General features: G+C 60.0%; 21 protein-coding genes. 5 read left to right on the forward strand and 16 right to left on the reverse strand.

The features are described 5' to 3' along the window. Positions 1-12: 12 nt before the first annotated feature. From CFter6_RS12870 to CFter6_RS12895, 6 genes are all read right to left on the reverse strand, one after another. Positions 13-513, reverse strand: a complete 501-nt coding sequence (locus CFter6_RS12870) for a hypothetical protein (protein ID WP_061540262.1) — start codon at positions 511-513, stop codon at positions 13-15. A 2-nt stretch (positions 514-515) separates the two neighbouring features. Beyond that, positions 516-725, reverse strand: a complete 210-nt coding sequence (locus CFter6_RS12875; protein WP_150118738.1) for a hypothetical protein — start codon at positions 723-725, stop codon at positions 516-518. Positions 726-749: 24 nt separating this feature from the next. Next, on the reverse strand, positions 750-1925 hold the full coding sequence (locus CFter6_RS12880) for a hypothetical protein (RefSeq protein ID WP_150118739.1): 1176 nt from the start codon (positions 1923-1925) through the stop codon (positions 750-752). A 100-nt stretch (positions 1926-2025) separates the two neighbouring features. Next, positions 2026-4353, reverse strand: a complete 2328-nt coding sequence (locus tag CFter6_RS12885) for a pilus assembly protein TadG-related protein (protein WP_061540265.1) — start codon at positions 4351-4353, stop codon at positions 2026-2028. A 203-nt stretch (positions 4354-4556) separates the two neighbouring features. Next, positions 4557-4847: a Flp family type IVb pilin gene (locus CFter6_RS12890; protein WP_082814749.1), complete on the reverse strand. Its 291-nt coding sequence runs from the start codon at positions 4845-4847 to the stop codon at positions 4557-4559. Between the two features lie 182 nt (positions 4848-5029). Further along, positions 5030-5401, reverse strand: a complete 372-nt coding sequence (locus CFter6_RS12895; RefSeq protein WP_061540266.1) for a MerR family transcriptional regulator — start codon at positions 5399-5401, stop codon at positions 5030-5032. A gap of 571 nt (positions 5402-5972) precedes the next feature. On the opposite strand from CFter6_RS12895, the gene CFter6_RS25635 reads away from it, so the two are divergent. Next, on the forward strand, positions 5973-6170 hold the full coding sequence (locus CFter6_RS25635) for a hypothetical protein (RefSeq protein WP_150118740.1): 198 nt from the start codon (positions 5973-5975) through the stop codon (positions 6168-6170). Between the two features lie 270 nt (positions 6171-6440). Here the strand turns inward: CFter6_RS25635 and CFter6_RS12900 are convergent, their stop codons facing one another. Continuing rightward, positions 6441-12182 carry a putative Ig domain-containing protein gene (locus tag CFter6_RS12900; RefSeq protein ID WP_167351386.1) on the reverse strand — a complete coding sequence of 1914 codons (5742 nt, stop codon included), beginning with the start codon at positions 12180-12182 and terminating at the stop codon, positions 6441-6443. 619 nt (positions 12183-12801) lie between these two features. Between CFter6_RS12900 and CFter6_RS12905 the strand changes: the two genes are divergently transcribed. From CFter6_RS12905 to CFter6_RS12920, 4 genes are all read left to right on the forward strand, one after another. Then, positions 12802-13335, forward strand: a complete 534-nt coding sequence (locus CFter6_RS12905) for a phage tail protein (protein WP_061540268.1) — start codon at positions 12802-12804, stop codon at positions 13333-13335. Positions 13336-13373: 38 nt separating this feature from the next. Continuing rightward, positions 13374-13907, forward strand: coding sequence for a phage tail protein (locus CFter6_RS12910; RefSeq protein WP_061540269.1), 534 nt, complete (start codon positions 13374-13376; stop codon positions 13905-13907). A gap of 68 nt (positions 13908-13975) precedes the next feature. Next, the gene (locus CFter6_RS12915; RefSeq protein ID WP_061540270.1) at positions 13976-14509 is read left to right on the forward strand and encodes a phage tail protein; all 534 of its coding nucleotides are present in this window, start codon (positions 13976-13978) and stop codon (positions 14507-14509) included. Then, positions 14487-15074, forward strand: a complete 588-nt coding sequence (locus CFter6_RS12920; protein ID WP_167351387.1) for a GNAT family N-acetyltransferase — start codon at positions 14487-14489, stop codon at positions 15072-15074. The genes CFter6_RS12915 and CFter6_RS12920 overlap by 23 nt, the downstream gene beginning before the upstream one ends. Here the strand turns inward: CFter6_RS12920 and CFter6_RS12925 are convergent. From CFter6_RS12925 to CFter6_RS12965, 9 genes are all read right to left on the reverse strand, one after another. Continuing rightward, positions 15067-15357 carry a DUF6916 family protein gene (locus tag CFter6_RS12925; RefSeq protein WP_061540271.1) on the reverse strand — a complete coding sequence of 97 codons (291 nt, stop codon included), beginning with the start codon at positions 15355-15357 and terminating at the stop codon, positions 15067-15069. The two genes, CFter6_RS12920 and CFter6_RS12925, sit on opposite strands and share 8 nt — an antisense overlap. Before the next feature lie 105 nt (positions 15358-15462). Further along, positions 15463-16074: a glutathione S-transferase family protein gene (locus CFter6_RS12930; protein ID WP_061540272.1), complete on the reverse strand. Its 612-nt coding sequence runs from the start codon at positions 16072-16074 to the stop codon at positions 15463-15465. After that, positions 15983-17077, reverse strand: coding sequence for a cupin-like domain-containing protein (locus CFter6_RS12935; RefSeq protein ID WP_061540273.1), 1095 nt, complete (start codon positions 17075-17077; stop codon positions 15983-15985). The genes CFter6_RS12930 and CFter6_RS12935 overlap by 92 nt, the downstream gene beginning before the upstream one ends. Positions 17078-17096: 19 nt before the next feature. Beyond that, on the reverse strand, positions 17097-17399 hold the full coding sequence (locus CFter6_RS12940) for a hypothetical protein (protein WP_061540274.1): 303 nt from the start codon (positions 17397-17399) through the stop codon (positions 17097-17099). 2 nt (positions 17400-17401) lie between these two features. Then, positions 17402-17728 carry a YbjQ family protein gene (locus CFter6_RS12945; protein WP_061540275.1) on the reverse strand — a complete coding sequence of 109 codons (327 nt, stop codon included), beginning with the start codon at positions 17726-17728 and terminating at the stop codon, positions 17402-17404. Between the two features lie 76 nt (positions 17729-17804). Then, complete coding sequence (locus tag CFter6_RS12950) at positions 17805-18830, reverse strand: NADP-dependent oxidoreductase (RefSeq protein WP_061540276.1); 1026 nt, start codon at positions 18828-18830, stop codon at positions 17805-17807. 89 nt (positions 18831-18919) lie between these two features. Continuing rightward, on the reverse strand, positions 18920-19534 hold the full coding sequence (gene leuD / locus CFter6_RS12955) for a 3-isopropylmalate dehydratase small subunit (protein ID WP_061540277.1): 615 nt from the start codon (positions 19532-19534) through the stop codon (positions 18920-18922). Then, positions 19527-20951, reverse strand: a complete 1425-nt coding sequence (leuC, locus tag CFter6_RS12960) for a 3-isopropylmalate dehydratase large subunit (RefSeq protein ID WP_061540278.1) — start codon at positions 20949-20951, stop codon at positions 19527-19529. The genes leuD and leuC overlap by 8 nt, the downstream gene beginning before the upstream one ends. 17 nt (positions 20952-20968) lie before the next feature. Next, complete coding sequence (locus tag CFter6_RS12965) at positions 20969-21859, reverse strand: alpha/beta fold hydrolase (protein ID WP_061540279.1); 891 nt, start codon at positions 21857-21859, stop codon at positions 20969-20971. Between the last annotated feature and the right edge of the window lie 82 nt (positions 21860-21941).

Below are 21941 nucleotides of genomic sequence, written 5' to 3' on the forward strand. Positions count from 1 at the left end.
TCAGCCGCGTCTTCATCGTGTAATCCAATTGACCACGACATAGGTCTGGCCGGCATTCCTGGTAAAGGTGTAGGTCGCCTCCTGCTGTTTGGGCGAGACATAGCGCATCACCGTGCCGCTGTTGTCTTCGGCGGTTTTCTTGAAGCTCAGCTTCCATGCTTCGGCGGCACGGTCTTCCTGGTAAAACGCAATGTTCTGTTCCATGTCAAAATTGTTGGTCATGGTGGTCAGGATCGATTCGCCTGCCATGTCCACCGTGCGTACTTCGTTCAAGATCACCGTGCCCGAGGGCTTGCGCAGATGTTTGGCCAGCACCGGCGCCTTGGTGTCGATGTCCTGCTCCATGCGCGCCGGCAGGTCCGACATGCTGAGGTAACCCTGGGTCTGCTTGCGGTTGCTGCTGCTCAGGTTGGCCTGCTTCAGCCAGCCGTCCTTGACCGCCACGATCTGCACTTCATGCCCGGCCGCCTTGGTGGTGACTTTCCACCTGGCCTTGGCCCACGCCCCCGCCAATATCACCGCCGCTTCGCGCAGCGGCTGCGGCCCTCGATTTCATAAATCAGCATCGGCAAGCCATTCACCTCGATTTCATCGGCCAGTCGGGTCTGCTGCCAATTGTCCGGTACGCCGTCCAGCATCAAGCCTTCCACCGATTTCCATTTATCCGCCGCATAAACGCTGGTGCACAGGAGCAGGCACCAGCCAACCGCCATCAACACTTTCAAATAAATCCCCTTTTACCTTGTCTGCTACGGCGCCGGAGAAAAGCGCCAGGCTGGATTGTCGAACATGGAGATCGTGCGCGCGCGCATGATGCCGGCCGGGCACAACTCATCCTGGGTGTATTGGGTCAGCCGGATGTCGCGTCCGGGAGCGGATGTGCATTTCACCGCCATATAGTCTGCTTCGTTAATGCCGCCGGCCAGGCTGAGATTTTCCTTGTAGTCGTCGGTAGACTTGTATGCCTTGATGATGCCGCTGGGATTCTTCAGGCTGTCAAAATCCAGCCCCATGCCCTGCGACACCAGGGACGACACCTGGGCCGGGTTGATGCCCGCCAGGTCGACCCGGAAATTGCCGCCGAAGCCGGAAGCGCCGCCGATCAGTCCTGGCAGGTTGAAATAATTACTGTTGAGTATCTTGCCGACAGGATTGCCAGTGCTGCCGGAACTGGCGGCGCCATCGTAAAACGGATTTAGCTGCTCGGCGACGCGGTGGTTTGCCACCGGCACCGGCGCCGACCAGGAATTGGTGACCATGGTCAGGCTACCCAGGCTGCGCGGACTGAGCCCGCCGGCGGGCATGCCGGTCTCACCTTTGGCGATGCCGAAGGTTCTTTCCATGAAGGTCTTGATGAAATCGCTGAGGCCGATCGAGCCGTTGACCTGGACTCGCTCGTAGGGTTCGCGGTCCAACGTCAGGTTGGTCAAGGTATTGCCGGTCGGATCGAATCCCATCGGCCCGCCTGGCGATTTGCTGGAATTGGTGGAAACATTCAAGGCGCCGCTGCTGATGGAGCCGAATGTAGCGCTATCGAACTTGTCGGTAAAGAAACGCGCCGCGGTGCTCATCCAGTCGGCATGGTCCTGCAGCAGCGCGGTGCTGCCTTCGGCCTGGCTCTGGCGCGCGCCGCGCGGCGTCAGGTAGACGCTGCGGAACACCTTGGGCGCCAGGTCGGCATCGGCGCTATACAGCGATTTGTAATCGGCATCGCCGTTCGCCTTGTAGGCCGTGCGTTCCCATACCGCAAAGCGCGCCGCTTCGGTATTGAGCTGCTTGAGTTCGCCGAAGCGCCATACCCATTGCAAGCCGAACAGGAACAGCATCAGCACGCTGCAAGCCAGGATCGACTCGAACAGGGCCTGGCCCCGCTGGCCTGGTCCGGACATGCGTGGCAAGGCGATGGTTCTGGATGGGATAGGCATTGGGGTCGCGGCTCAGTTAATTGAGTTCAGTTAATTGTGAAAAACAATAATTTTTCCGGATAATTCAAGCCTTCCAGCCGCGCGTTCCAGTAAGGCAGCATCAGGTTGGCGTGCGACACCACTTGCATGCGGCCGGTCCAGCGTTCAACCGGGCCCGGTAATAGACCCGCGCCTTGCCCATCGCCTGCAGGTAATCCTGCTTGATTTCAGTGTCGTAATCCTTGATCGGCGCGCGTCCCAGGTTGAACTTGCCTTCCTCCTTCAACGGCGACTTCATGGCGCCTACGGTTTCCTGCAACCCCACTACGAACGATGGCCCCAGGTCCTTCAAGGCGTTGTCCTGTATTTCCTTGGAGGCGACAAACAGGTTGCTGGCCGCACGGTCGCCGATCTGGTAGTTGCCGATGTTGGCGTCGCGCATTTCCCAGAAACCGAAACGTTCTGCCGGCAAGCCCATGTCAGCCGCCACCACGCCGCCCAGGCCAGGCTTCTGGAACAAGGTCTCGGTGCCGCGCGAAGTACGCATGTTGATGACATCGATCAGATCGCCCAGGCCCAGCGCATTCAGAATGAATTTCAGAAAACCGTTGACATTGTTGAGCGGATCGCCAGCTGCTTCCTGGGCCATTGAAAAGCCTTGCCCCAGCATGTTCGATACGGAACTAGCCACATTGCCCCCCAGGTTCGAGAGGCTCTGAAAATTCGCCGCCTGCTGCGCCAGCGCTGTCGCCAGCTGTACTTCCGGATCGCCGCTGCCCGGGCTGGGTGCGTTCAGCGATGAGCCGGAAGCCGGCATGCCCGCGGGAGAACCGCCAAGCACGCTGCTGGTGCTGCTGTTAGGCATGTTGATCACGCTTCCCGACGAGTTGCTTGAATTGAGGCTGTTGCCGGCGGCTTCCAGCGCCGGCTCCAGCGGCGCCACGATGGCGTTGTTGAGCGTGCTGGTGGCACTGGCGGTAGCGGATTGCCCTTTCATCGCGCTGTTGCCGGCCGCCCTGGCGATATTCATGACGCCGCGTTCGTAGTATTTTTTTGCCGAACCGGCCGCCAGCGAAGCACATGCGCCACTCTTCCCGCCCAGGCGTGGCGCATAAATCTCACCGCTGGGCAGCGTGAAATACATGCAATCGTCGAGACCTGTCGCTTCACCCCAATAGGCTTTTTTGGCGGCGTCGTCGGCCTTGACCACATCCGAGAATTTTTTCATGTCCTCGGGAATTTCCTGGTTTGCATCCACGCCCTGGTGCCCGACCTTGGACATGGTCACGGCGCCGGCAAGGGGAATGTGAATATTGAACAGGTGCGGATTGATGTCAATCACATCGAAATTGCTCCAGCCGTAGGTCCCGTCCTGCATCTGCATCATGCGCGTGCCGCCGGTGCGCTCATACAAACACATGATGGGGCTGACGATGACGCCCACCGTATTCATGAAAGCCTCGATCACGGGGCCGATGATGTCGGCCGCAACATTGCCTTTCAGCGCCGGCACAATTTGTTCAAGCCCATTTGTTTCAAGGCCGGTCAGCATGCCGTTGATGGCAGACAGATTGCAGCCGTCAACCGCCCACAGGCCAACCGCGTTCGGAAACAGGCGGCGGCCGCCGCTGCCGCTGGTGAAGTTGAACATTTCCTTCATCATCATATGCTGGACCAGGTTGAATTCAATCTTGTCCTTATCCTTTTCCCCGGACTCCAGCATCTTTTTCAAACCAAGGAATTTGCGCGGCGGCTGGTGCAGCTTGATCATGCTGCCGAAGTCCACCATGCTCTTGCCGATCTGGTAGGCGATGGTTTGCGGAATGTATTCGGCCTGCGGTGCATTGGCCGCCAGCAGGTCGTTCTGCATGCTGACCATGGAAGACACCGTGGTCGCCAGGTGCACCTGCTGCGAGGCGAAGATCGCATAGTTGGACAAGGATACGGTGGCAGTGCCGGCATTAGCCAGCACCTGGCTGGTCAGGCGCACGCCGTTCACTATTTTTTCCCAGAAGTCGCCGAACTTGGAGATGGCGTTGGTGACGCCCGACAGGGCGGAGCCGATATAGGGAATGAATTTGGTCAGGGCAGCGATGCCCTTCAATACCTTGCTGTTGTTTTTCCAGTACTGGTCCGACATGCCGACGCTGGACCACATCGCTGTCAACTGCCCTACCGACTGGTAATTGGAAATCATGGCGCGATTGGTGTACGCGGTATAGTTCAAGCCTTCGGCAGCGACGTTGGCGGTGCTGAAAGCGATGGCGTCGGCGGCATTCACCAGCTGCCGCTTCTCGCTGGTCACCTGCGCCATGTTGTAGACCGCAAACAGGCCCACGCACAGCACCGCAAAAAAGAAGATGGCGATAGGCAGCACCGCGCCGCGCTGGCGCCAGCCGCCATGAGTCCGGGATCTGCCGGCCCTGTCCTGTTCCGATGCCCGTTTCACTATGCGCTCCCTATCAGAAATCAATTATTGATGATTGACTGACGGCCTCCGGCCGAACCAATTTCTTACTTTTCTGATGAAAGTATTTTCTGCTCGCAGCGGAAATATCCGGCCGCGAAAAGCCCCGCTAAAGGAAGCGTGCTGGTTGAAATTCAAGGATTTGCTCCGGCCTGCGGCGACGCGGGCCGGAGCGTGTCGATCGATCAGTGGTTGTCGGAACCGTAGTCTTTCATGGTACGTTGGGTCCCGGCTTTTGTAGTAGCCAAGTCTGCCGAAGTTTTGGCGTTGCCGATCTCCGCTTTGCCGTCGTTACCTGACAATTCCTGCGCCATGCCGGCTACCTGATGGCGGATGGTGCTGCCGAATGCCGCGAACACACCGATGCTGACAACCGCAATCAGCGCCACGATGATGATGTACTCAGACATGCCTTGGCCGCGTTGCAGCAATGCGGTTTTGATGCGACGGGATGAAGCGTTTAATGATGTTGCCATTTTGAATCTCCTGAGGCTGGTGGTGGTGGGACAATTCCCTGTTGCTAAAACTGAGTGCGTTCAATTTTTAGTCTATCCAGCTGCCGTGTTTTCTATGTCTTCACGAAACACTGTCGCAGCCTATCCCGCGCCATCGTCAACGACGATGGCGTGCCTGAATCATTCGAATGATTTTTATTGTTTTACTTCACCGATGCAACGGTGCGCGAACCGAACAAGGCAATGCGCTCGGAGAGCCGGCGCCGGCGTTCGGTCAACACGTCGATCAGACCATCCAGCTCGTGAAGTTTCTCTATGTGCGGCGCCAGGTCCGCGGCGCCTTGTTTTGGATCAAAATTTTCGCTTCCGGAAGACTGCAAGAAAGTGCCAATCTGCCGCGTGCTGAAACCACATTCAATCAGGTCCTTGATCTGCCTGACGATTTCCACTGTCTGCAGCGGATAATCGCGGTAACCGTTAGCCAGACGCTGCGACAGAATCAGTCCTTGCGACTCGTAGTAACGCAAAATACGTGCGCTTACTTTTGCTCGATTTGCTATTTCTCCTATTCGCATTTCGCCTTTGCCTTGTTAACAAATAAGCGGTCCGGATGGCGGTGCAAACAAGGTAAAGAGATGACAGATATTTTTGTGCCAGCTTTTCATAACGTATTGCGATCCGTCCGAATTGCTTGATCCGATTAATAAAACGCTCTACTAACTGCGGTCTTTACACGGTGAAGATATACAACAAGAACCTTGTCACGATGCGCCTGGAAACTGCTGACGATACGCCGCGCAAGCGCTCGCCTCCTTGATGTTATGCAAGACATGTGCCATTCGAAGTGAATGTAAATACGTGTCTTTTATTGTCAAATAATGTTGAAGTAAGGTAACTATAGAACATTGACACTAATGAGAACGTCAAGAAAAAAATCACTACATTCGATACAAGTGAGCAGTAATCCGTTGTTTAGTTGCAGCAATATTTTTGTTTAGTGCCAATGCCGTTTTGTTTAGTTGAAACAAAAATTGTCACCCGTATTTCGTTGTGGCGAAGCCGATGTGCAGTCATTTTCATCTCTGGAATTCAATTGATAGCGGCCAGCTTCTCACTCGTAAAAGACGCGTTCATGACACCGCACTTATGACTACAAAAATTGAAAAAACAGGATTTAGGAGATGTCTCATATCGCTGAAAAAATTTGGCGGCACACACGTGCAAACTGCTGCTTCGGATTTGGAAAAATTATTTTTATTTAAAAAAAACGGTAGCGATGCTCTCAGTGTGGACTTGGTCCGCCATATACAATGTCAAGGTTTGGCAAGGTTTGGCAAGGTTTGATTTTCCTGGATATCGTCATTACCGCCTTCGCCCGGATCGGACGGCATGCAATAGTCTTTGCGTTCGACAGATAGGTCTACTGCCATATCCGGCCACTGTTGGATTGAATGGCGGACTAAATCATCACGCTCGGCGCTACCGGCGCAATTGCGGAACTGCCTCGGAGATTCGGAGATATTGCGTGCCGTCGCATCGCAACCTCGATTGCCGTTTCTATAAAAAAAGCCCGGGCAGCAAGCGCGGCCCGGGCGTATCTGATGCAAAAGCAGATCAGTTAAGCGGCACTTCCAGGCCAAACATGATCGACTGGCTACGGCCGTTGCCGACATTGAGATTACTGCTGTAGTCGATCGTAAACATCACGCCGTTACGCATAACCAGCTTGGCGCCAAGGCCAGCGCTCCAGTTGCCGGTGTCCTGGCTGGTAGTATGGACAATATAGGCAGGCCCTGCCGCCGCCAGATCGGCGTAGGCCAGGCTGGCGTCATCCTGCCCTTGGAACTGATGGCGGAATTCCAGCCGCGCGCGCGGTCCCCATGTGCCCAAACTCGTCACATACTGACCTTCTGCGCGCACGCCCAGGCTGCCGCTGCTGGTGCGCACGGTCTGCTTGAAGTAAGTCAGCGCATTGAGGCCGCTGGCGGACTCGGTGTACTGGTCAAGCGTGGCCGACATCAGCTCAATCCTGCCGTACGGCGACCACATCCAGCCTTGCTGGCGGAACTCGATGCCGCTGACGATGGCGCCGAACACCTGGTCGCCATGCCTCAGTCCGGTGGCAAAACCGCCGCCATCGGTGATGTAGCGCGTGGCGTTGAAATTGAGCGTGCCGTAGCCGAGGACACCGTCGATGAACACATTCTTGGTTGGACGCAAACTGCCGTACATGGCCGCTACCACGCTTTCCGCCGTGCTCTTGGTGCCGTTGTCGCCGACGTCGCTGCTGTCGCGGCTGAAACCCGCGCCAAGGCCGATGCTGGCGAAATCGTTGATCCGGTAGTCGCCGCCGGCGCTGACGCCGTTGGTGGTGAAGCGGAATCCGGCCTGGCGGCCATTCACGTTCTGCTGGCCGAAATCAACCGCACCACCCATCCACAACGACAAGGGCTGCTTGGGATTGTCTTGGCGGATCGGCATTTCCGGCAGGCCGGCCACCGTCGACTGGGTATCGTTGGCTGCCAGCACCGGTCCGTTACCACTGCCGTTGCCACCTGTACCACCCGCTGCCCCGGCCTTCTGCGCAGCCATCGATTGCAATGGCCAACCGACCTTGCGCATGTTCGGCTGCAAGGGCGAGCCCAGCATGCGGTCGACGTCGCTGTTCTGCCACTGTGCCGCGTTGCTGCCCGGCCGGTCGGTTGCCGGCGGCGCAAAGCTCAGGCCGAATCCCGAGCTGCCCCAGCCGTCGCCGTGCAGGCTTTCCAGGCGGCGGGTGAAGTTCGATATCTGCGCGGTGGCGAAGCGCCTGGCGCTGTCGGCCTGCGCCGCCAGCAAACCGATCACTTCAGGATCGGTCGACATGTCGCGGCGCGGCGTCACGGTGATATTGACGCTGCCTGGCGCGGAAGTCGCAAAGGCGTTGCTCAGCGTGTAGCTGACCGCAACCGATCCGGCAAAAGTGCTGGCCGCGGTGAAGTTCATCTGGTACGCCGGTTTGCCCGCCGTGCCGACATCGCGGATGACGGCGTTGCCAGCCGCTGCAGGCGACACCGTAACCACGCTGGCGGCAGTGAACGGGCCGCCGCTGGCGCCGGCCATCAGGTCGACATTCACCGTGGCGCCTGCACTTACGGTTGCACTATGGGCGCCGGCCACCGGCATCGGATTGACGCTGATGGTCGCCGTTACCGGCGCCGAAGCGCCGAAGGCATTCGCCAGCGTATAGCTGAAGCGGATGTCGCCGCTGCTGCCGACCACGGAGGTGTACACGATGTCGGTGCCGCTGACCGCCGTGGTCCCGGCACTCGGCGGACTGACCACCGCAACTACCGTAAACGGGCCGCCGCTGGCGCCATTGGCGGCATGCACAGTAACCGGCTGGCCGGCCAGGACGGTGGCGGTTTGCGGCACGGCTACCGGCACTGCAAGCGGTGTCACGGCCACGGTCACGCTGGCCGGGGCCGAAGTGCCGCCTGGCCCGGTTGCGGTATAGCTAAGGCTATCGCTGCCGAAATAATTGCCGGCCGGCGTATAGACCACATTCAAGCCGCTGACGACGGCGCTGCCGTGTGCAGGTGCGGTGCTGATCGCAATGCTGGTGATCGGCCCGCTGTCGTTGGCCGTGACATTCACGGTTACCGGCTGGTTGGCTGTGGTAGCAGCGCTGTCGTTGACTGCAACCGGCTGCGCCTGCCCTACGCCAAGCGTCAATGCCTGTTGCCCGTTGAAATTCTGCGCATCCGTCGCGCGCACCGTGAAGCCAAAACTGCCGGCGGCGGTTGGCGTTCCGCTCAGGAGACCGGTTGTGGCATTCAAAGTCAGCCCGGCCGGCAAGCTGCCTGCAGCTATCGTAAAGGCATACGGCGCGATGCCGCCGCTGGCCGCGAATTGCTGGCTGTATGCGATGTTGACCTTGGCCGCGGCCATTACCCCTGGCGTCACGCTGATGGTCGGCGCGCCGACATTCAAGGTGTAGCTGACGGTAGCACTGAACGGCGCACCGACGCCGCTGCTGCTGTCGCTGGCGCGGATGCTGACAGTAAAGCTGCCGCTCTGGTTGGTAGTGCCGGACAACACACCAGTGGCCGAGTTGAGCGCCAAGCCGGTTGGCAAGGCGCCGCCGGTCACGGCAAAACTGTATGGCGCCGTACCGCCGGCGGCCGTCAGCGTGGCGGTATAGGCGGCCTCCGCGGTCGGATTGGGCAAGGTGGCCGGATTCAAGGTCACCGCCGCGGCGGCGATCGCCAGGCTATAAGCCTGGCTGCCGCTGAAGCTGTTCGCATCCAGCGCTCTTACCGTGAAACTGAAAGTGCCGGCAGCGCTCGGTGTCCCGCTTAAAGCGCCGGTCGAGGCGTTCAGCGTGACACCGGCCGGCAACGCACCGCTGGTCAGGCTATAGGCATAGGGCGCGGCGCCGCCGCTGGCGCTGATTGTCGCGCTATAACCGAGCGCCACCGTGCCGCCGGCAATACTGCTCGGCGCCAGGCTGATGCTCGGCGCCGCCACCGCCAGCGTGTAGCTGCTCTGCACGCTGAATGGCGCACCGGCGCCGGTGCTGCTGTCGGTAGCGCGCACCGTGATCGGGAAGCTGCCGGCTTGTACAGTAGTACCGGACAATACGCCGGTGCCGGGATTCAGCGTGATGCCGCTCGGCAGGGTGCCGGAAGTCAAGGCATAACTATAGGACGCGGTGCCGCCGGCGGCGCTGAATGTCACGCTGTACGGCGCGGCAACGGCTGCCGCCGGCAGCGAAGCCGGTGTCAGCGTCAGGGTCGGCACGCCGACCGCGACGGTGTAGGCGCGGGTCCCGGCAAAACCATTGGCATCGCTGGCGCGCACGGTGAAATTGAAGCTGCCGGCCGCGGTCGGCGTCCCGGACAGCGCCCCGCTGCTGCCATTGAGCGTCACGCCGGTCGGCAAGGCGCCGGCCGAGATTGTATAAGAATAGGCGCCAATGCCGCCGCTGGCACTGATCGAAGCCGAGTAAGATGCCGCGATTGCTCCGCCCGGCAAACTGGCCGGCGTCAGGCTGATGGTCGGGGCACTGATCGCCAGTGTATAAGCGATGGCAATCGAGAATGGCGCACCGGCGCCGGTCGACTGATCGGTAGCCGTGACGGTAACCGGGAAGTTGCCGCTCTGCGTCGGCGTACCCGACAGCGTAGCGGTGGCCGGGTTCCAGCTCAAGCCTGTCGGCAGGCTGCCCGACAGCACATAGGTGTAAGGCGCAACGCCGCCGCTAGCCGAGAATGACTGAGAGAACGCACTGCCATAGACCGGCGTCAGCGTCGGCCCGGCCGGCGTCAGGGTCATGGTCGGGACCGCTACCGTCAGCGTAAAGGCTTGGGATTTTGTGAAAGGCCCGGTGCCGGTGCTACTGTCGGTCGCCGCAGCCGTGACCGAAAAGCTGCCGGCTACGGTCGGCGTACCGGAAATCGTCACGCTGCTGGCGCTGCTGCCGGTCACCGTCAGTCCGGCCGGCAAGCCAGTCACGCTGTAAGCAGAATAAGGCGCACTGCCGCCGCTCCAGGTCAGGGTCTGGCTGTAGCTGACGCCATCTGTCGCCGACCACGATGCAGATGGCGTGATCGCCAGCGTCGGCGCGCTCACCGTCACCGAGACGGTCGCCGGACTCGAGGTACCGGCGCCGTTGGTTGCGGTATAGGTGAACGAATCGCTGCCGGCATAACCTGCTGTCGGCGTATAGGTGATGCTGGTGCCGCTGGCGATGGCCGTGCCGTGTCCCGCGGCCGATGCGACAGCAACCGAAGTCGCCACGCCGCCGCTCAGGTTGAGCGGGATCGCATTGGCTGAACTGCCGTAGGCAACCGTGGCGCTGACGGCGCCGGCAACCGGCAGGCCGGGAGCGACAGTCACCGAGTAGGCGCGCGAGCCGGTGTAGGGGCCGGCGCCGGTAGAACTATCGGTAGCGGTGACCGTGAAATTGAATGGACCGGCTGCGGTCGGGGTGCCGGTCAGCGCGCCGGTGGATGCCAACGACAGGCCCGGCGGCAAGGCGCCCGAGCTGATGCTGTAAGTGTAGGAAGAAGTCCCGCCGCTTGCGGTCACGTTCTGATTGACGCTGGTGCCGACAGTCATGGCGGCCAGAGTGGTTGGGCTGAGCGTGATGGTCGGCGCACTGACCGTCAATGAATACGCCCGCGCGCCGTTATACGGTCCAGTCCCGGTTGAACTGTCTATAACCCTGACGGTGAAATTGAAAGTACCGCCTGCGGTTGGCGTACCTGACAGCACACCAGCAGACGACAGCGACATGCCAGCTGGCAAAGCACCTGCCGTGATCGCATAAGTGTAGGGAACGGTGCCGCCGCTGGTAGTCAAATTCAGGCTGCCATAGGCGGTAGCTACCGAAGCCGGCGGCACGGTGGTCGGCAAGATGTTTATCGTTGGCGGACTGATGACGAGGCTATAGGCGAGCGAACCGGAAAAACCGTTCTGGTCAATGGCCTTGACCGTGAAATTGAAAGTACCTCCCGCAGTCGGCGTGCCGGACAAAGCGCCGCTGCTGGACAACGACAGTCCGGCCGGCAGCGCGCCGGCGGTGATCGTGAAGGTATAAGGAGAGGTGCCGCCACTGGCTGTCAACGGTCCCCCGGCATATGCCGTGCCAACCGTACCGGCGCCGAGCGTGGCTGGGCTGACGACGATGGTCGGCGTCGCATTGATCACGATCGTCACGTTCTGGGCCTGGGAGAACGGCCCGCTGCCGCTAGTGCTGTCAGTGTACTTGACGGAAAAAGTAGAGCTGCCGACCACTGTCGGGGTGCCGGAAATCAAGCCGCTGGACGACATGCTCAGGCCCGGCGGCAGAGTTCCCAACCCGACCTGCACCGAATAACTGTATGGCGCCGTGCCGCCGCTGGTGCTGAGCTGCTGGCTGTACGGCAGCGATACCGTGCCGGCGGGCGGACTGCTCGGCGACAATGCCATTACCGGTATGGCAACGACCATCGAGTAGGTTTTGGTGGTGGCCAGCGCAGTCGGCGTAGTCGAATCATGCACCCCGACGGTAAACGTGAATGAGCCAGCCGCGGTTGGCGTGCCGGTGATGGCGCCGGCTGATGACAGGCTCAGCCCCGCCGGCAGGCCGCCGGAAGAAAGCGAATAGACATAAGGCGCAACACCGCCGGAGGAACTCAAGGTTTGGTTATAGCTGCTACCGATCGCGGGTGCCGCCAAGACAGCAGGGGTTACCGTGATAGGCGAAGCCGCCGGCAGGATCGTAACCGTAAATACTAGCGGATGGTTCAGCTCGTCTTGGATGGTGAACGTATCAGATAAGGCGCCATCGCCATTGTTGACGTAGGTTAGGATGCCGGTGCCGTTTCCCACGGCTGGATCTACATCCGGAATACTACCGTGCGAAGGCAAAACCGAGATTCCAGTGAAGCCAAATGTCGAACAGCTCGACAGGTCCATGGTAGCCGAGCCGCCCGACGCAACGGTCATAGTTTGAGTCGGTGCGCAAGGCGCCGCATACGCCAAGTTTGCCCAGCCAAAAATCACTGAAAACAACAAACCAAACATGATCCGGACAACAAGCCCGGGACAGTAAGTCCCGGCCCCATGCTGTCCGGATATCTCCCCCGCTGCGCTTGATGCTGAAGTTGTCGCAGGCAATGGCAAAACACAAGTGCCGGCACGACCGTGTGGACGTAGCAACATGAAAGCTCCCTGATATTTTTTTGGATTCGAACCGTCGTTATCAGCGATTCGATATTGTTTTAATAGATATTCGAGGAAAGAGCTGATAGCAGTCAGGAGTCGCTCTGGAAGCTATTGACGCTTGCCTTCTGGCAACGTATGCTACCCCTAATTATAAAAACGGCAAACAATGAATTTTGCTTTAAAGCAAATTTATATTGCCTGTTGCGGGAATAACACAAAATAAACAATCCCGCGCTTTCCACCAGCCACTGTCAGTGCATTACCAATCTTGGGAGAGATATCGATGGCTGAATACTATGTTGGACAAATCATGCTGAGCGGTTTCAATTTTGCACCGCGCGGTTTTGCTGCCTGCAATGGGCAGCTCATGCCAATCAGCCAGAACCAGGCGCTGTTCTCGCTGCTGGGGACCATGTATGGCGGCAACGGGCAAACCACCTTCGCGTTGCCAAATCTGCAAGGAAGCACACCGGTCCATGCGGGCTCCTCGGCCGACCCCAACTGGCAACCGGCGCCGTATATACAGGGACAGCTGGCCGGCGTTGAAAACGTCACCCTGCAGCCGGGGCAACTTCCCGTGCATAACCATCTGGCGAACGCCACCACTACAGCCGGGTCGATCAAGAATCCGACCAATACGCTGTACGGCGGCAGCGGCACGGAAGCCCTGTACGGCCAGGCTGCAGGCCCTCAGGTAACGCTGGCTCCGCAAACCGTCGCCTCCGTCGGCGGCAACGGCGCGCACAACAACATGCAGCCGTTCCGGGTCCTGAATTTCAGCATTGCCCTCTCTGGCGTTTTTCCGCCTCGCAACTAGACTAGCCACATCCCCGTCACCTTTAAGGGAATACAGCCATGACCACACCATATGTAGGTGAGATCCGCCTGCTCGCCTTTCAACGCACCCCGAGCGGCTGGTTTGCCTGCGACGGCAGCCTGCAATCAATCTCGGGATACGAAGTCCTGTACACGTTGCTGGGAACCACCTTCGGCGGCGATGGCGTCAACACCTTCGGCTTGCCCGACATGCGCGGCCAGGTGCCGCTCCACCAAGGAACCGGCAACGGCCTGTCGCCTCGGGTAATCGGCCAGCAAGGCGGCAGCGAAAACGTCACCCTGATACCCGGCAACATGCCAGGCCACACGCATTCTTTTGCCGCCAGCACCGCCTTGGCCAGCGCCACGACGCCGGCAGCCACCCTTGAACTGGCCGCCGCTGCGGGCAACGACAAGACATATACAAGCAGCGTGGCCGGGCTCACGCCGTTTTCCATGTCGCCGGCGTCCACTTCGACGGCAGGCAATACCCTGCCGCACGAGAACACCATGCCGACGCTGACCGTATCGTTTTGCATTGCCTGGGCCGGGATTTTTCCGTCGCAGTCGTAATTTAGCCAAAAGCGCAGCCAGAGCGCCTGTCGCCTGAGACCGCCAACAGATGAGATGAGGAGAACACCGTGACCACACCATTCCTGGGTGAAATCCAGATTTTCGGCTTCAACTTCGCGCCTGCAGGCTGGGCCCAATGCAACGGCGCCACCTTGCCGATCCAGCAATACAGCGCCTTGTTTTCCCTGCTCGGAACCAACTATGGCGGCAATGGAACGACTACTTTCCAGCTGCCGAACTTTGCCGGACGCGCGGCATGCAGCCAAGGGCAAGGCCCGGGACTGACGCCGCGCACCATCGGCGAAACTTTCGGCACCAATCTAGTTAGCCTGGGGCTCGGCGAAATGCCTGGCCACTCCCATGCCGTCAACGTTTTTCACCAGACCAATACGGCGCTGCAGGCCAACGTACCGGACAATGGTTATGGTTTGACCGGGCCGGCCAATACCTCGCCGTTTGTACCGACTCCAACGGCAAACACGACTTTTGCATCCACCGTCATCGGCACCGCCGGCGGCAGCCAGCCGCACGAAAACCGCCAGCCGCTGCTGCCTTTGAATTTCTGCATTGCGTTGCAAGGTGCATTCCCCGCCTTCGACTGATCCCGGGCTTGCTGCGCTGCCGGCCTTCCCGGCCGGCGCAGTTCCGGAAACACCGGCTGCGCTGCGCCAGCGCGGCATCGTCCTGCGCCCCTGCACAACCGCGGATATCGCATTCCTGCGCGAGTTGTACCGCCAGCTGCGTGCCGAAGAACTGGCGCCGCTGCCGTGGCCGCAGGCGCAAAAAAATGCCTTCCTCGACAGCCAATTCGCGCTGCAGCACCGTCACTACCTGACCCAGTACCCGGACGCGGATTTCTGCCTGGTTGAATCGGCAGCGCAACCGATAGGACGCCTGTACCTGTGGCGGCAGGCGCCGCAGTTCCTGGTCATCGATATCAGCCTGCTGCCGCAATGGCGCAACAGCGGCATTGGCACCGCCCTGATGCGCGGCGCCCAGGAGCTCGCGCGAGTGGGTCAGGCCGACCTGAATCTGCACGTCGACCAGCGCAACAGCGCTGCGCGGCGGCTCTATGAACGGCTGGGATTTATTGCGACGGATGAGGACGGACCATACGCCGGCATGCGCTGGCAGGCGCCGCAAGAGCTTGGAAAACAGGCTAGTTGAATACTGCCTGATACAAAAAACCTTCCTGGTCGCGCGCCACCGGCACCAGGAAAATACCTACTTCGCCTATGGCTTCATGCTTCATCTGGAAGATTTTCTGGGCGAACAGGATGGGCGAACAATTCCGGAACAGCAGGCTGAACGGCGCCCGCAGCATACCCGCCAGGGTAGGCGCCGCCAGCGGTTTCACTTCGACCAGCACAAAAGGCGCATTGCCGTCGCCCACGGAATAAAAAGTCTCATTAACGCGTGCGGCAAAATGTTCCAGCGTGAGGATATCCATAATTCCGTTGAGTATGCAGTGTTGATCGGGCGACAGTCATTCTAATGGAATTCAGCGCCGTCCCGGCTGATCATTTATGCCATTGGGCCGTGCAGCCGGCCCCGATCAGGCTGGAAACGGTTCGCGCCAGGCGGGAAGCTCGTTGAGCCGCTCATGCCAGCGCTGTATAGCCGGAAAATCGGCCAGCGGCAAGTTGGCCTGGCCAGCGTATGGCAAGGTGACAGCGGTCGCGAAGTCGGCCACCGTCAAGCTGTCGCCCACCAGGAATTTCCTGTCGCGCAAGTGGCTATCGAGCACGCTGGCGTAGGTCCTGAAATACTTTGTCGCTTCTTTCAGCGCAGCCGCATCGGCGGCAGGTATGCCCAGCATCGGCTTGACGACATGTTCGAAATACAGGACCGAGGCATGGCGCGTGAAGTGCTGGCTGTCCCAGTTCAGCCAGCGCATGACTTCGATCTGGCGCGCATCATCGCGCGGCCACAAATCGGCCTGCGCCAGGTTCGACAGGTAGCACATGATGGCGTTCGATTCCCACAGCGTCCAGCCGCCATCCTGCAGCACCGGGGCCTTGCCGTTCGGGTTCATGGCCAGGAATTCCGGCGTCTGGTGATCGCCGCGCCCCAGGTCAAGCCGGACAAACTCGACCGGCGATTCCAGGTAGCGCGCCACCGCGCAGGCTTTTCTCGGATTCAGGGTTTCGCAATAAAACAGTTTCATCTTTATCTCCGTTTTGGCTGTTCCGCCATTTGCCAGACCTCTGCGGGCTCCTACGCCAGATGCTTGTGGCAGATGCAGTGCCCCAGCGGTACAGATGCATATTGTGCAGCAGGTCCTTGGTCGCCGTCGGCACGCCGCTCACCAGGATTTCCTTGGCGGTCAGGCCGAATACCGCCAGGCTGATCGACGGCGCCAGCGACACTACCGCGTGCCAGGTCCGTTTCGGTATGAACAGGGCGTCGCCCTGCTCAACCCGTGCGTACAACCCTTTGGCCTGCTCCAGCTCGCGCAGCTGTTCCGGGTGCTGGTCGAAACGCGCAATATTGATCGAGCTCAGGGTAGCGCCCCAATCGTATTTTTTTGACGGCCGCATGAACGCTTCTTCCGACGGCGGGAACATGACAAATTCCTTGACTCCGCGCGCCTGGCAAAACCAGTTGTTGGGCACATCACGATGCAGGCCAGTATGGGTGTTGGCCGGCCCCATGAATACCGATTCCCAGGTCCAGCGCCAACCCGGCCACAAGCTGCGGATATCAAAATCGCTGCGCAGTTGCGGGAAATCTTCCAGGATGCTCCATTGCGCCAGGTAATTCTGGTGCGGCGTAAACGATTGCATGTGCGCCCAGTTGAGATGGAACTCTTCGCCTGGCTGCAATTGCAGGCGCCGCCGGTTCGGCAGCAAGCCGGCTTCGTCGCTGACCGGCTCAGTCGCCAGCGCGGCGAGTTCGCGCAGGTATGGCGCAATCGGCAACAGCGGCCGCTCTTGGGTTTCCCCTTGCTCTACCAGTCCATTCTGGAATTTCCTGGTCGGTTCCGAGCCGTCTTTATTGCGTAACTGCGCCATCTTTTCAAAAGACCAGTTTTCCTGCGCCGGCCAGTTGCGCAGCGCGCCCTTCACCAGCAAGGGCCGGGTCCGTTCGCCGAAGCCGCCCTCATGCGCCAGCTGCACCGCGTCGATTTCATCCACCAGCCTGAATGCCGGACCTAATATCTGTGTCATATCCTGATTGCCTGCGATGTCAAGGGAGCTGGTTGTCGTTTTCACTGATGGGAACATAACGCCGCTCACCGCTGTTGGGGCTGTACCAGACGCTCATTACGCGCCCCGATTCCGGATCGACAAAACGCTCTCCGGTTTCCTGCCATGGACCGTCGTCCGCTTTGGGGGTGTGCGAATAACGCCAGCGTTCCAGCAAGACCGCCGCCACCAGCAGCAGGCCCCAGAGGGTGAACGGCCATGCGCCGTCGGCGCCGGCAATGGTGCAAACCAGGCCGGCCAGCACCAGCAGGATCGCAAAACCAAGCAACAGCAGGCGCAACATGATTAAAGCGCAATCGGCTCAACCACTACCGCCGTGCCGTATGCAACGATTTCGCTCATGGTCTGCCCCATTTCCGATGAGTCAAAGCGCATCATCACCACCGCGTTGCCGCCCATGCTATGAGCGTTCTTGACCATGCGGTCAACTGCATGGCGGCGCGCTTCCTCGAGCAGTTGCGTATATTCGGTGATTTCGCCGCCCAATATCGAACGCAGCCCGGCCATGATGTTACCGGCCAGGCCGCGGCTGCGCACCACCAGCCCGAACACCTGGCCTTTGACTTCCTTGACCCGGTAACCCGAGATGTTTTCCGTAGTAACTACAAGCATATTGACCCCTTGGATATTGCCGCATTCCAATTGTAATTCAGCGCGGCTACTCTACGGAAATTTCTCGGTTGCCGTCTTAAACCCGAACCAGCAGCTTGCCGGTATTCTTTCCTTCGAACAGGCTGTTAAGCGCCTCCGGCAACTGCTCGAAGCCGTCGACATAGGTTTCCTGGAAAACGATCTCGCCGCTTTTCACCCATGGCGCCACGATCGCCAGCATCTCATCCATGCGGCTGGTGTAGTCGCGCGCCAGGATGCCCTGGATGGTGGCGCGCTGGAATAGCATGTGCTGCAGGAAACGCGGGCCAAGGTCCGGTGTATCCAACCCGCCGTCGTACTGGCTGATGGCGCCGCAGATGATGATGCGCGCGCGCCGCTTGATGAGCGGGATGACGGCATCGGTAATCGGACCGCCGACGTTGTCGAAGTAGATATCGACACCGCCGGTAGCCGCCTGGATGGCTGCGCTCAGCGCCGCAGGCGTGGCATGTGCACGATAGTCGACGGCGCCGTCAAGCTTCAGCGTCTCGGTAAGGAATCTGCATTTTTCAGGCCCGCCGGCAATGCCGATCACGCGGCAGCCGGCGCGTTTGCCGAACTGCGCCACCAGGGAGCCGACCGCGCCGGCGGCGCCGGACACCAGCAAGGTATCGCCTGGACGCGGACGCCCCGCCTCGGTCAAGCCGAACCACGCCGTCCGGCCCGGCATGCCAAGCACGCCCAGCGCCGTGGAAACCGGCGCCGCACCTGGGTCCAGCTTGGTCAGTTCGCTGTGATGGCAACGCGCATAGAGCTGCCAGCCGCTGTACGCAGACACCCAATCACCCGCCTGGAACAGCGGACTGGCCGAAGCCACCACCTCGCCCACCACTCCGGCGCGCTGGACGATGCCCAGCGGATGCGGCACGTCGTAGGTATTACGCTCATGCTGCTGGATGCGGATATAGGGATCGACGCTGACGATCCTGGCGCGCAGGATCACTTCATTGGCCGAGAGATTGCCGTCCAGTTCGGTTTTACGCAATTCATAGTGCTCATTGCCGACGCGTCCGTCGGGACGCTTGACGTAAAACCATTGCTGGTTCTGGTATGTGGTTTGCATGTGCGGAGCCTGGTTGCTTTTGGCCTGACAGTGTAGCCAAATTGCGGCGACTGCGCCGGCCGGGCCAGAAATCCAGGTTCCCGATACTGTTATGCGGACGGCAACACATACCCCCAGGGAAAGGCGGCATAGTGCCGTTTCTCAAATGCTTCTATCTGCGGCAACAGCTGCAAGGTCGCCCCCACCATGTCCAGTCCTTCGACGATCATCTTTTTGTGACGCCCGCCAAGCGAGAAACTGAACACATGCGATGCGCAGCGGATTTCCATTTTTTCCAGGTCGATGGCCAGATGCTTGTCGATTGCCTGGTCCTGCAGCAACAAGCCGATCTTGTCCGGTTCCAGCACGATCAATAACAGGCGGTTATTCAAGGCATTACTGAAAAATATCTCGCCGAAACTAGGCGCGATCACCGCCTTGATGCCCAATTGCTGCAAACCCCATACCGCATGCTCGCGGCTGGAGCCGCAACCGAAATTGGGGGCGCCGACCAAGATATTGGCGTGCGCGTATTCTGCGCGGTTCAGCACAAAATCCGGCCTGGGCCTGCCATCCGGATGAAACCGCAAGTCAAACAGCACGCCCCGGTCCAACCCTTCCTTGGTGATGGTGCGCAGGAACTGCTTGGGCATGATCTGGTCGGTATCCAGGTTGTCTATCAGCAGCGGCGCTGCGATGCCTGTTATGTATGTTTTGTCATGCATGCCGGTTCTCCATCTTGCGTACGTCACTAATGCAGCCGCTGATCGCGGCAGCCGCCGCCATCGCCGGGCTCATCAGGTGGGTGCGTCCATCCCGGCCCTGGCGTCCTTCGAAATTGCGATTGGTAGTGGAGGCGCAACGCTCGCCAGGCGCCAGCACATCGTCGTTCATCGCCAGGCACATCGAACATCCCGGCTGGCGCCATTCGAATCCGGCGTCGATAAAAATTTGCGCCAACCCTTCCTGCTCGGCCTGGCGGCGCACTTCGCCGGAACCTGGCACCACCATTGCCCTGACCGTTGCCGCAACATGGCGGCCGCCGACTATCGCTGCGGCGCTACGCAAATCCTCGATGCGGCCATTGGTGCACGAGCCAATGAAGACACGGTCAATCGGCAAGCCAAGCATGGCTCCGCCGGCTGCCAGTCCCATGTATTGCAGCGCCTGGGAAATGGTGGCGCCGGCATGTGCGTCGGCTGCCAGCGCCGGGTCGGGTATCGATGCCGTGACCGCCATCGCCTGGTCGGGACTGGTGCCCCAAGTCACGAACGGCGCCACTTCCGATGCCGAGAATGCGTGTGCAATATCAAAGACGGCGCCTTGGTCGGAATACAACTGTTCCCAGTCCGCCAGCGCCTGCGTGAACTCCGGTTCACTGAGGCCGGCTGCTTTTTCCCTGATGTAATCGAAGGTGGCCTGGTCGGGCCGGATCAACGCCGCCCTGGCGCCTGCTTCCACCGCCATATTGCACAGGGTCATGCGGGCCTCGGCCGACAGCGCCGCGATCGTCGATCCGCAAAATTCCACGGCATAACCGCGCGCGCCTTGCGCGCCTATGCGGGCGATGATCAGCAGGACCAGGTCCTTGACTGAAGTGCCGGCAGGCAGCTTGCCATCGACGGTGATGCGCATGTCTTGCGCCAGCCGGTACACCAGGGTTTGTGTCGCCAGGATATGCTCCACTTCGGAAGTACCTACGCCAAATCCAAGCGCGCCCAAGGCGCCATAAGTGGTCGTGTGGCTGTCGCCGCACAATACCACCATGCCGGGGCGGATCCAGCCATGTTCGGGAGCGATGATGTGTTCGATGCCCTGCTCTTCGTGATTGGTGTCGAACAGCTTGATGCCGAAATCGCGGCAATTGCGTTTCAGGTTGCTGGCCTGCAGCGCCGACGGCGGATCGAAGATCACACGGTCGGCGACGCTGACCGGATGGGTCGGAATGATGTGCGACACCACGGCCAGTTGCTGCCGCGGCCGCAGCACCTTGCGATTGTTTTCACGCAGGCTGCTGAATGCCTGCGGACTGGTGTATTCGTTCATGATGTGCAGATCGGCATACAGCAGTACGTGCTGCTCATCCAATACGGCGACGGTATGGCTGTCGACCAGCTTTTTATATAGTGTGCGAGGTGGCATGGGATGATCTCCGGCGATCAATCGGTAAAACCATCGGCAAAAAATGGCAGGACTTCCGCCAGCAGCTGGTCCGGCGCTTCTTCCGGAATGTAATGGCCGCAGGCCAGCGCCTTGCCGCTCAGATTCGTCGCCAGCTTCTCCCATTCAGTTAGCGGATCGAAGCATTTTTCGATGACGCCGTCGGCGCCCCACAGGACCTTGGTCGGGCATGCGATCTTGTGGCCTTGGGCCAGGTCCAGCCGCTCGTGTTCCAGGTCAATGCCGGCGCTGGCGCGGTAATCCTCGCAGATACCGTGGATCGTCGCCGGATCGCTCAGGCAGCGCAGGTACTCGGCATAGGCCTGCGGCGTGAACGGCGCCAGGCCGGCGCTGCGGCCGCCTATCGTATGCTTCAGGTACTCCTCGGAATGAGCGCCGATCAGCATTTCCGGAAAAGGCGCCGGCCGGATCAGGAAGAACCAGTGGTAATAGGCTGTGGCGAAGGCCATCGTGGTTTGTTCATACATCGCCAGCGTCGGTGCGATATCCAGCAGCACCAGCTTGCTGACGGCATGCGGATGATCGAGCGCCATGCGATAAGCCACGCGGCCGCCGCGGTCGTGTCCCATCAGCAGGAATTGCGGAAAACCCAGTTGCGCCATGAGCTCGATCAGGTCCTGCCCCATGGTGCGCTTGGAATAATTGCTGTGATCTGCCAGGCCGGCCGGCTTGCCGCTGTCGCCATAGCCGCGCAGGTCGGCTGCAATCACTGTGAAGCGGCTGGCCAGGCGTTCGGCCACCTTGTGCCAGATCACGTGGGTTTGCGGATGACCGTGCAATAACAGCAAGGCCGGGCCGCTGCCGCCGCGGATGTACTTGATCTGTGTGCCGTTGACCTCGGCCATGCCGTGCTCGAACCCTGGAAACATCGCTCATCCTCCTTTTGATGAAGAGATTGTATAACCGGCTGTTCGTTTTATAATTCATTAATATTGATTCTATTATTTCTTT

The sequence above is a fragment of the Collimonas fungivorans genome (genome assembly GCF_001584145.1).
In the GTDB taxonomy this organism is placed as follows: Bacteria; Pseudomonadota; Gammaproteobacteria; order Burkholderiales; family Burkholderiaceae_D; genus Collimonas; species Collimonas fungivorans.

What these genes read in the sequence shown, in the direction of transcription:
- CFter6_RS12880 (WP_150118739.1), bottom strand. Translation starts at nt 1,925, where the DNA reads ATGCCTATCCCATCCAGAACCATCGCCTTGCCACGCATGTCCGGACCA.
- CFter6_RS12890 (WP_082814749.1), bottom strand. Translation starts at nt 4,847, where the DNA reads ATGGCAACATCATTAAACGCTTCATCCCGTCGCATCAAAACCGCATTG.
- CFter6_RS12895 (WP_061540266.1), bottom strand. Translation starts at nt 5,401, where the DNA reads ATGCGAATAGGAGAAATAGCAAATCGAGCAAAAGTAAGCGCACGTATT.
- CFter6_RS25635 (WP_150118740.1), top strand. Translation starts at nt 5,973, where the DNA reads ATGACTACAAAAATTGAAAAAACAGGATTTAGGAGATGTCTCATATCG.
- CFter6_RS12905 (WP_061540268.1), top strand. Translation starts at nt 12,802, where the DNA reads ATGGCTGAATACTATGTTGGACAAATCATGCTGAGCGGTTTCAATTTT.
- CFter6_RS12910 (WP_061540269.1), top strand. Translation starts at nt 13,374, where the DNA reads ATGACCACACCATATGTAGGTGAGATCCGCCTGCTCGCCTTTCAACGC.
- CFter6_RS12925 (WP_061540271.1), bottom strand. Translation starts at nt 15,357, where the DNA reads ATGGATATCCTCACGCTGGAACATTTTGCCGCACGCGTTAATGAGACT.
- CFter6_RS12930 (WP_061540272.1), bottom strand. Translation starts at nt 16,074, where the DNA reads ATGAAACTGTTTTATTGCGAAACCCTGAATCCGAGAAAAGCCTGCGCG.
- CFter6_RS12935 (WP_061540273.1), bottom strand. Translation starts at nt 17,077, where the DNA reads ATGACACAGATATTAGGTCCGGCATTCAGGCTGGTGGATGAAATCGAC.
- CFter6_RS12940 (WP_061540274.1), bottom strand. Translation starts at nt 17,399, where the DNA reads ATGTTGCGCCTGCTGTTGCTTGGTTTTGCGATCCTGCTGGTGCTGGCC.
- CFter6_RS12945 (WP_061540275.1), bottom strand. Translation starts at nt 17,728, where the DNA reads ATGCTTGTAGTTACTACGGAAAACATCTCGGGTTACCGGGTCAAGGAA.
- CFter6_RS12950 (WP_061540276.1), bottom strand. Translation starts at nt 18,830, where the DNA reads ATGCAAACCACATACCAGAACCAGCAATGGTTTTACGTCAAGCGTCCC.
- leuD (WP_061540277.1), bottom strand. Translation starts at nt 19,534, where the DNA reads ATGCATGACAAAACATACATAACAGGCATCGCAGCGCCGCTGCTGATA.
- leuC (WP_061540278.1), bottom strand. Translation starts at nt 20,951, where the DNA reads ATGCCACCTCGCACACTATATAAAAAGCTGGTCGACAGCCATACCGTC.
- CFter6_RS12965 (WP_061540279.1), bottom strand. Translation starts at nt 21,859, where the DNA reads ATGTTTCCAGGGTTCGAGCACGGCATGGCCGAGGTCAACGGCACACAG.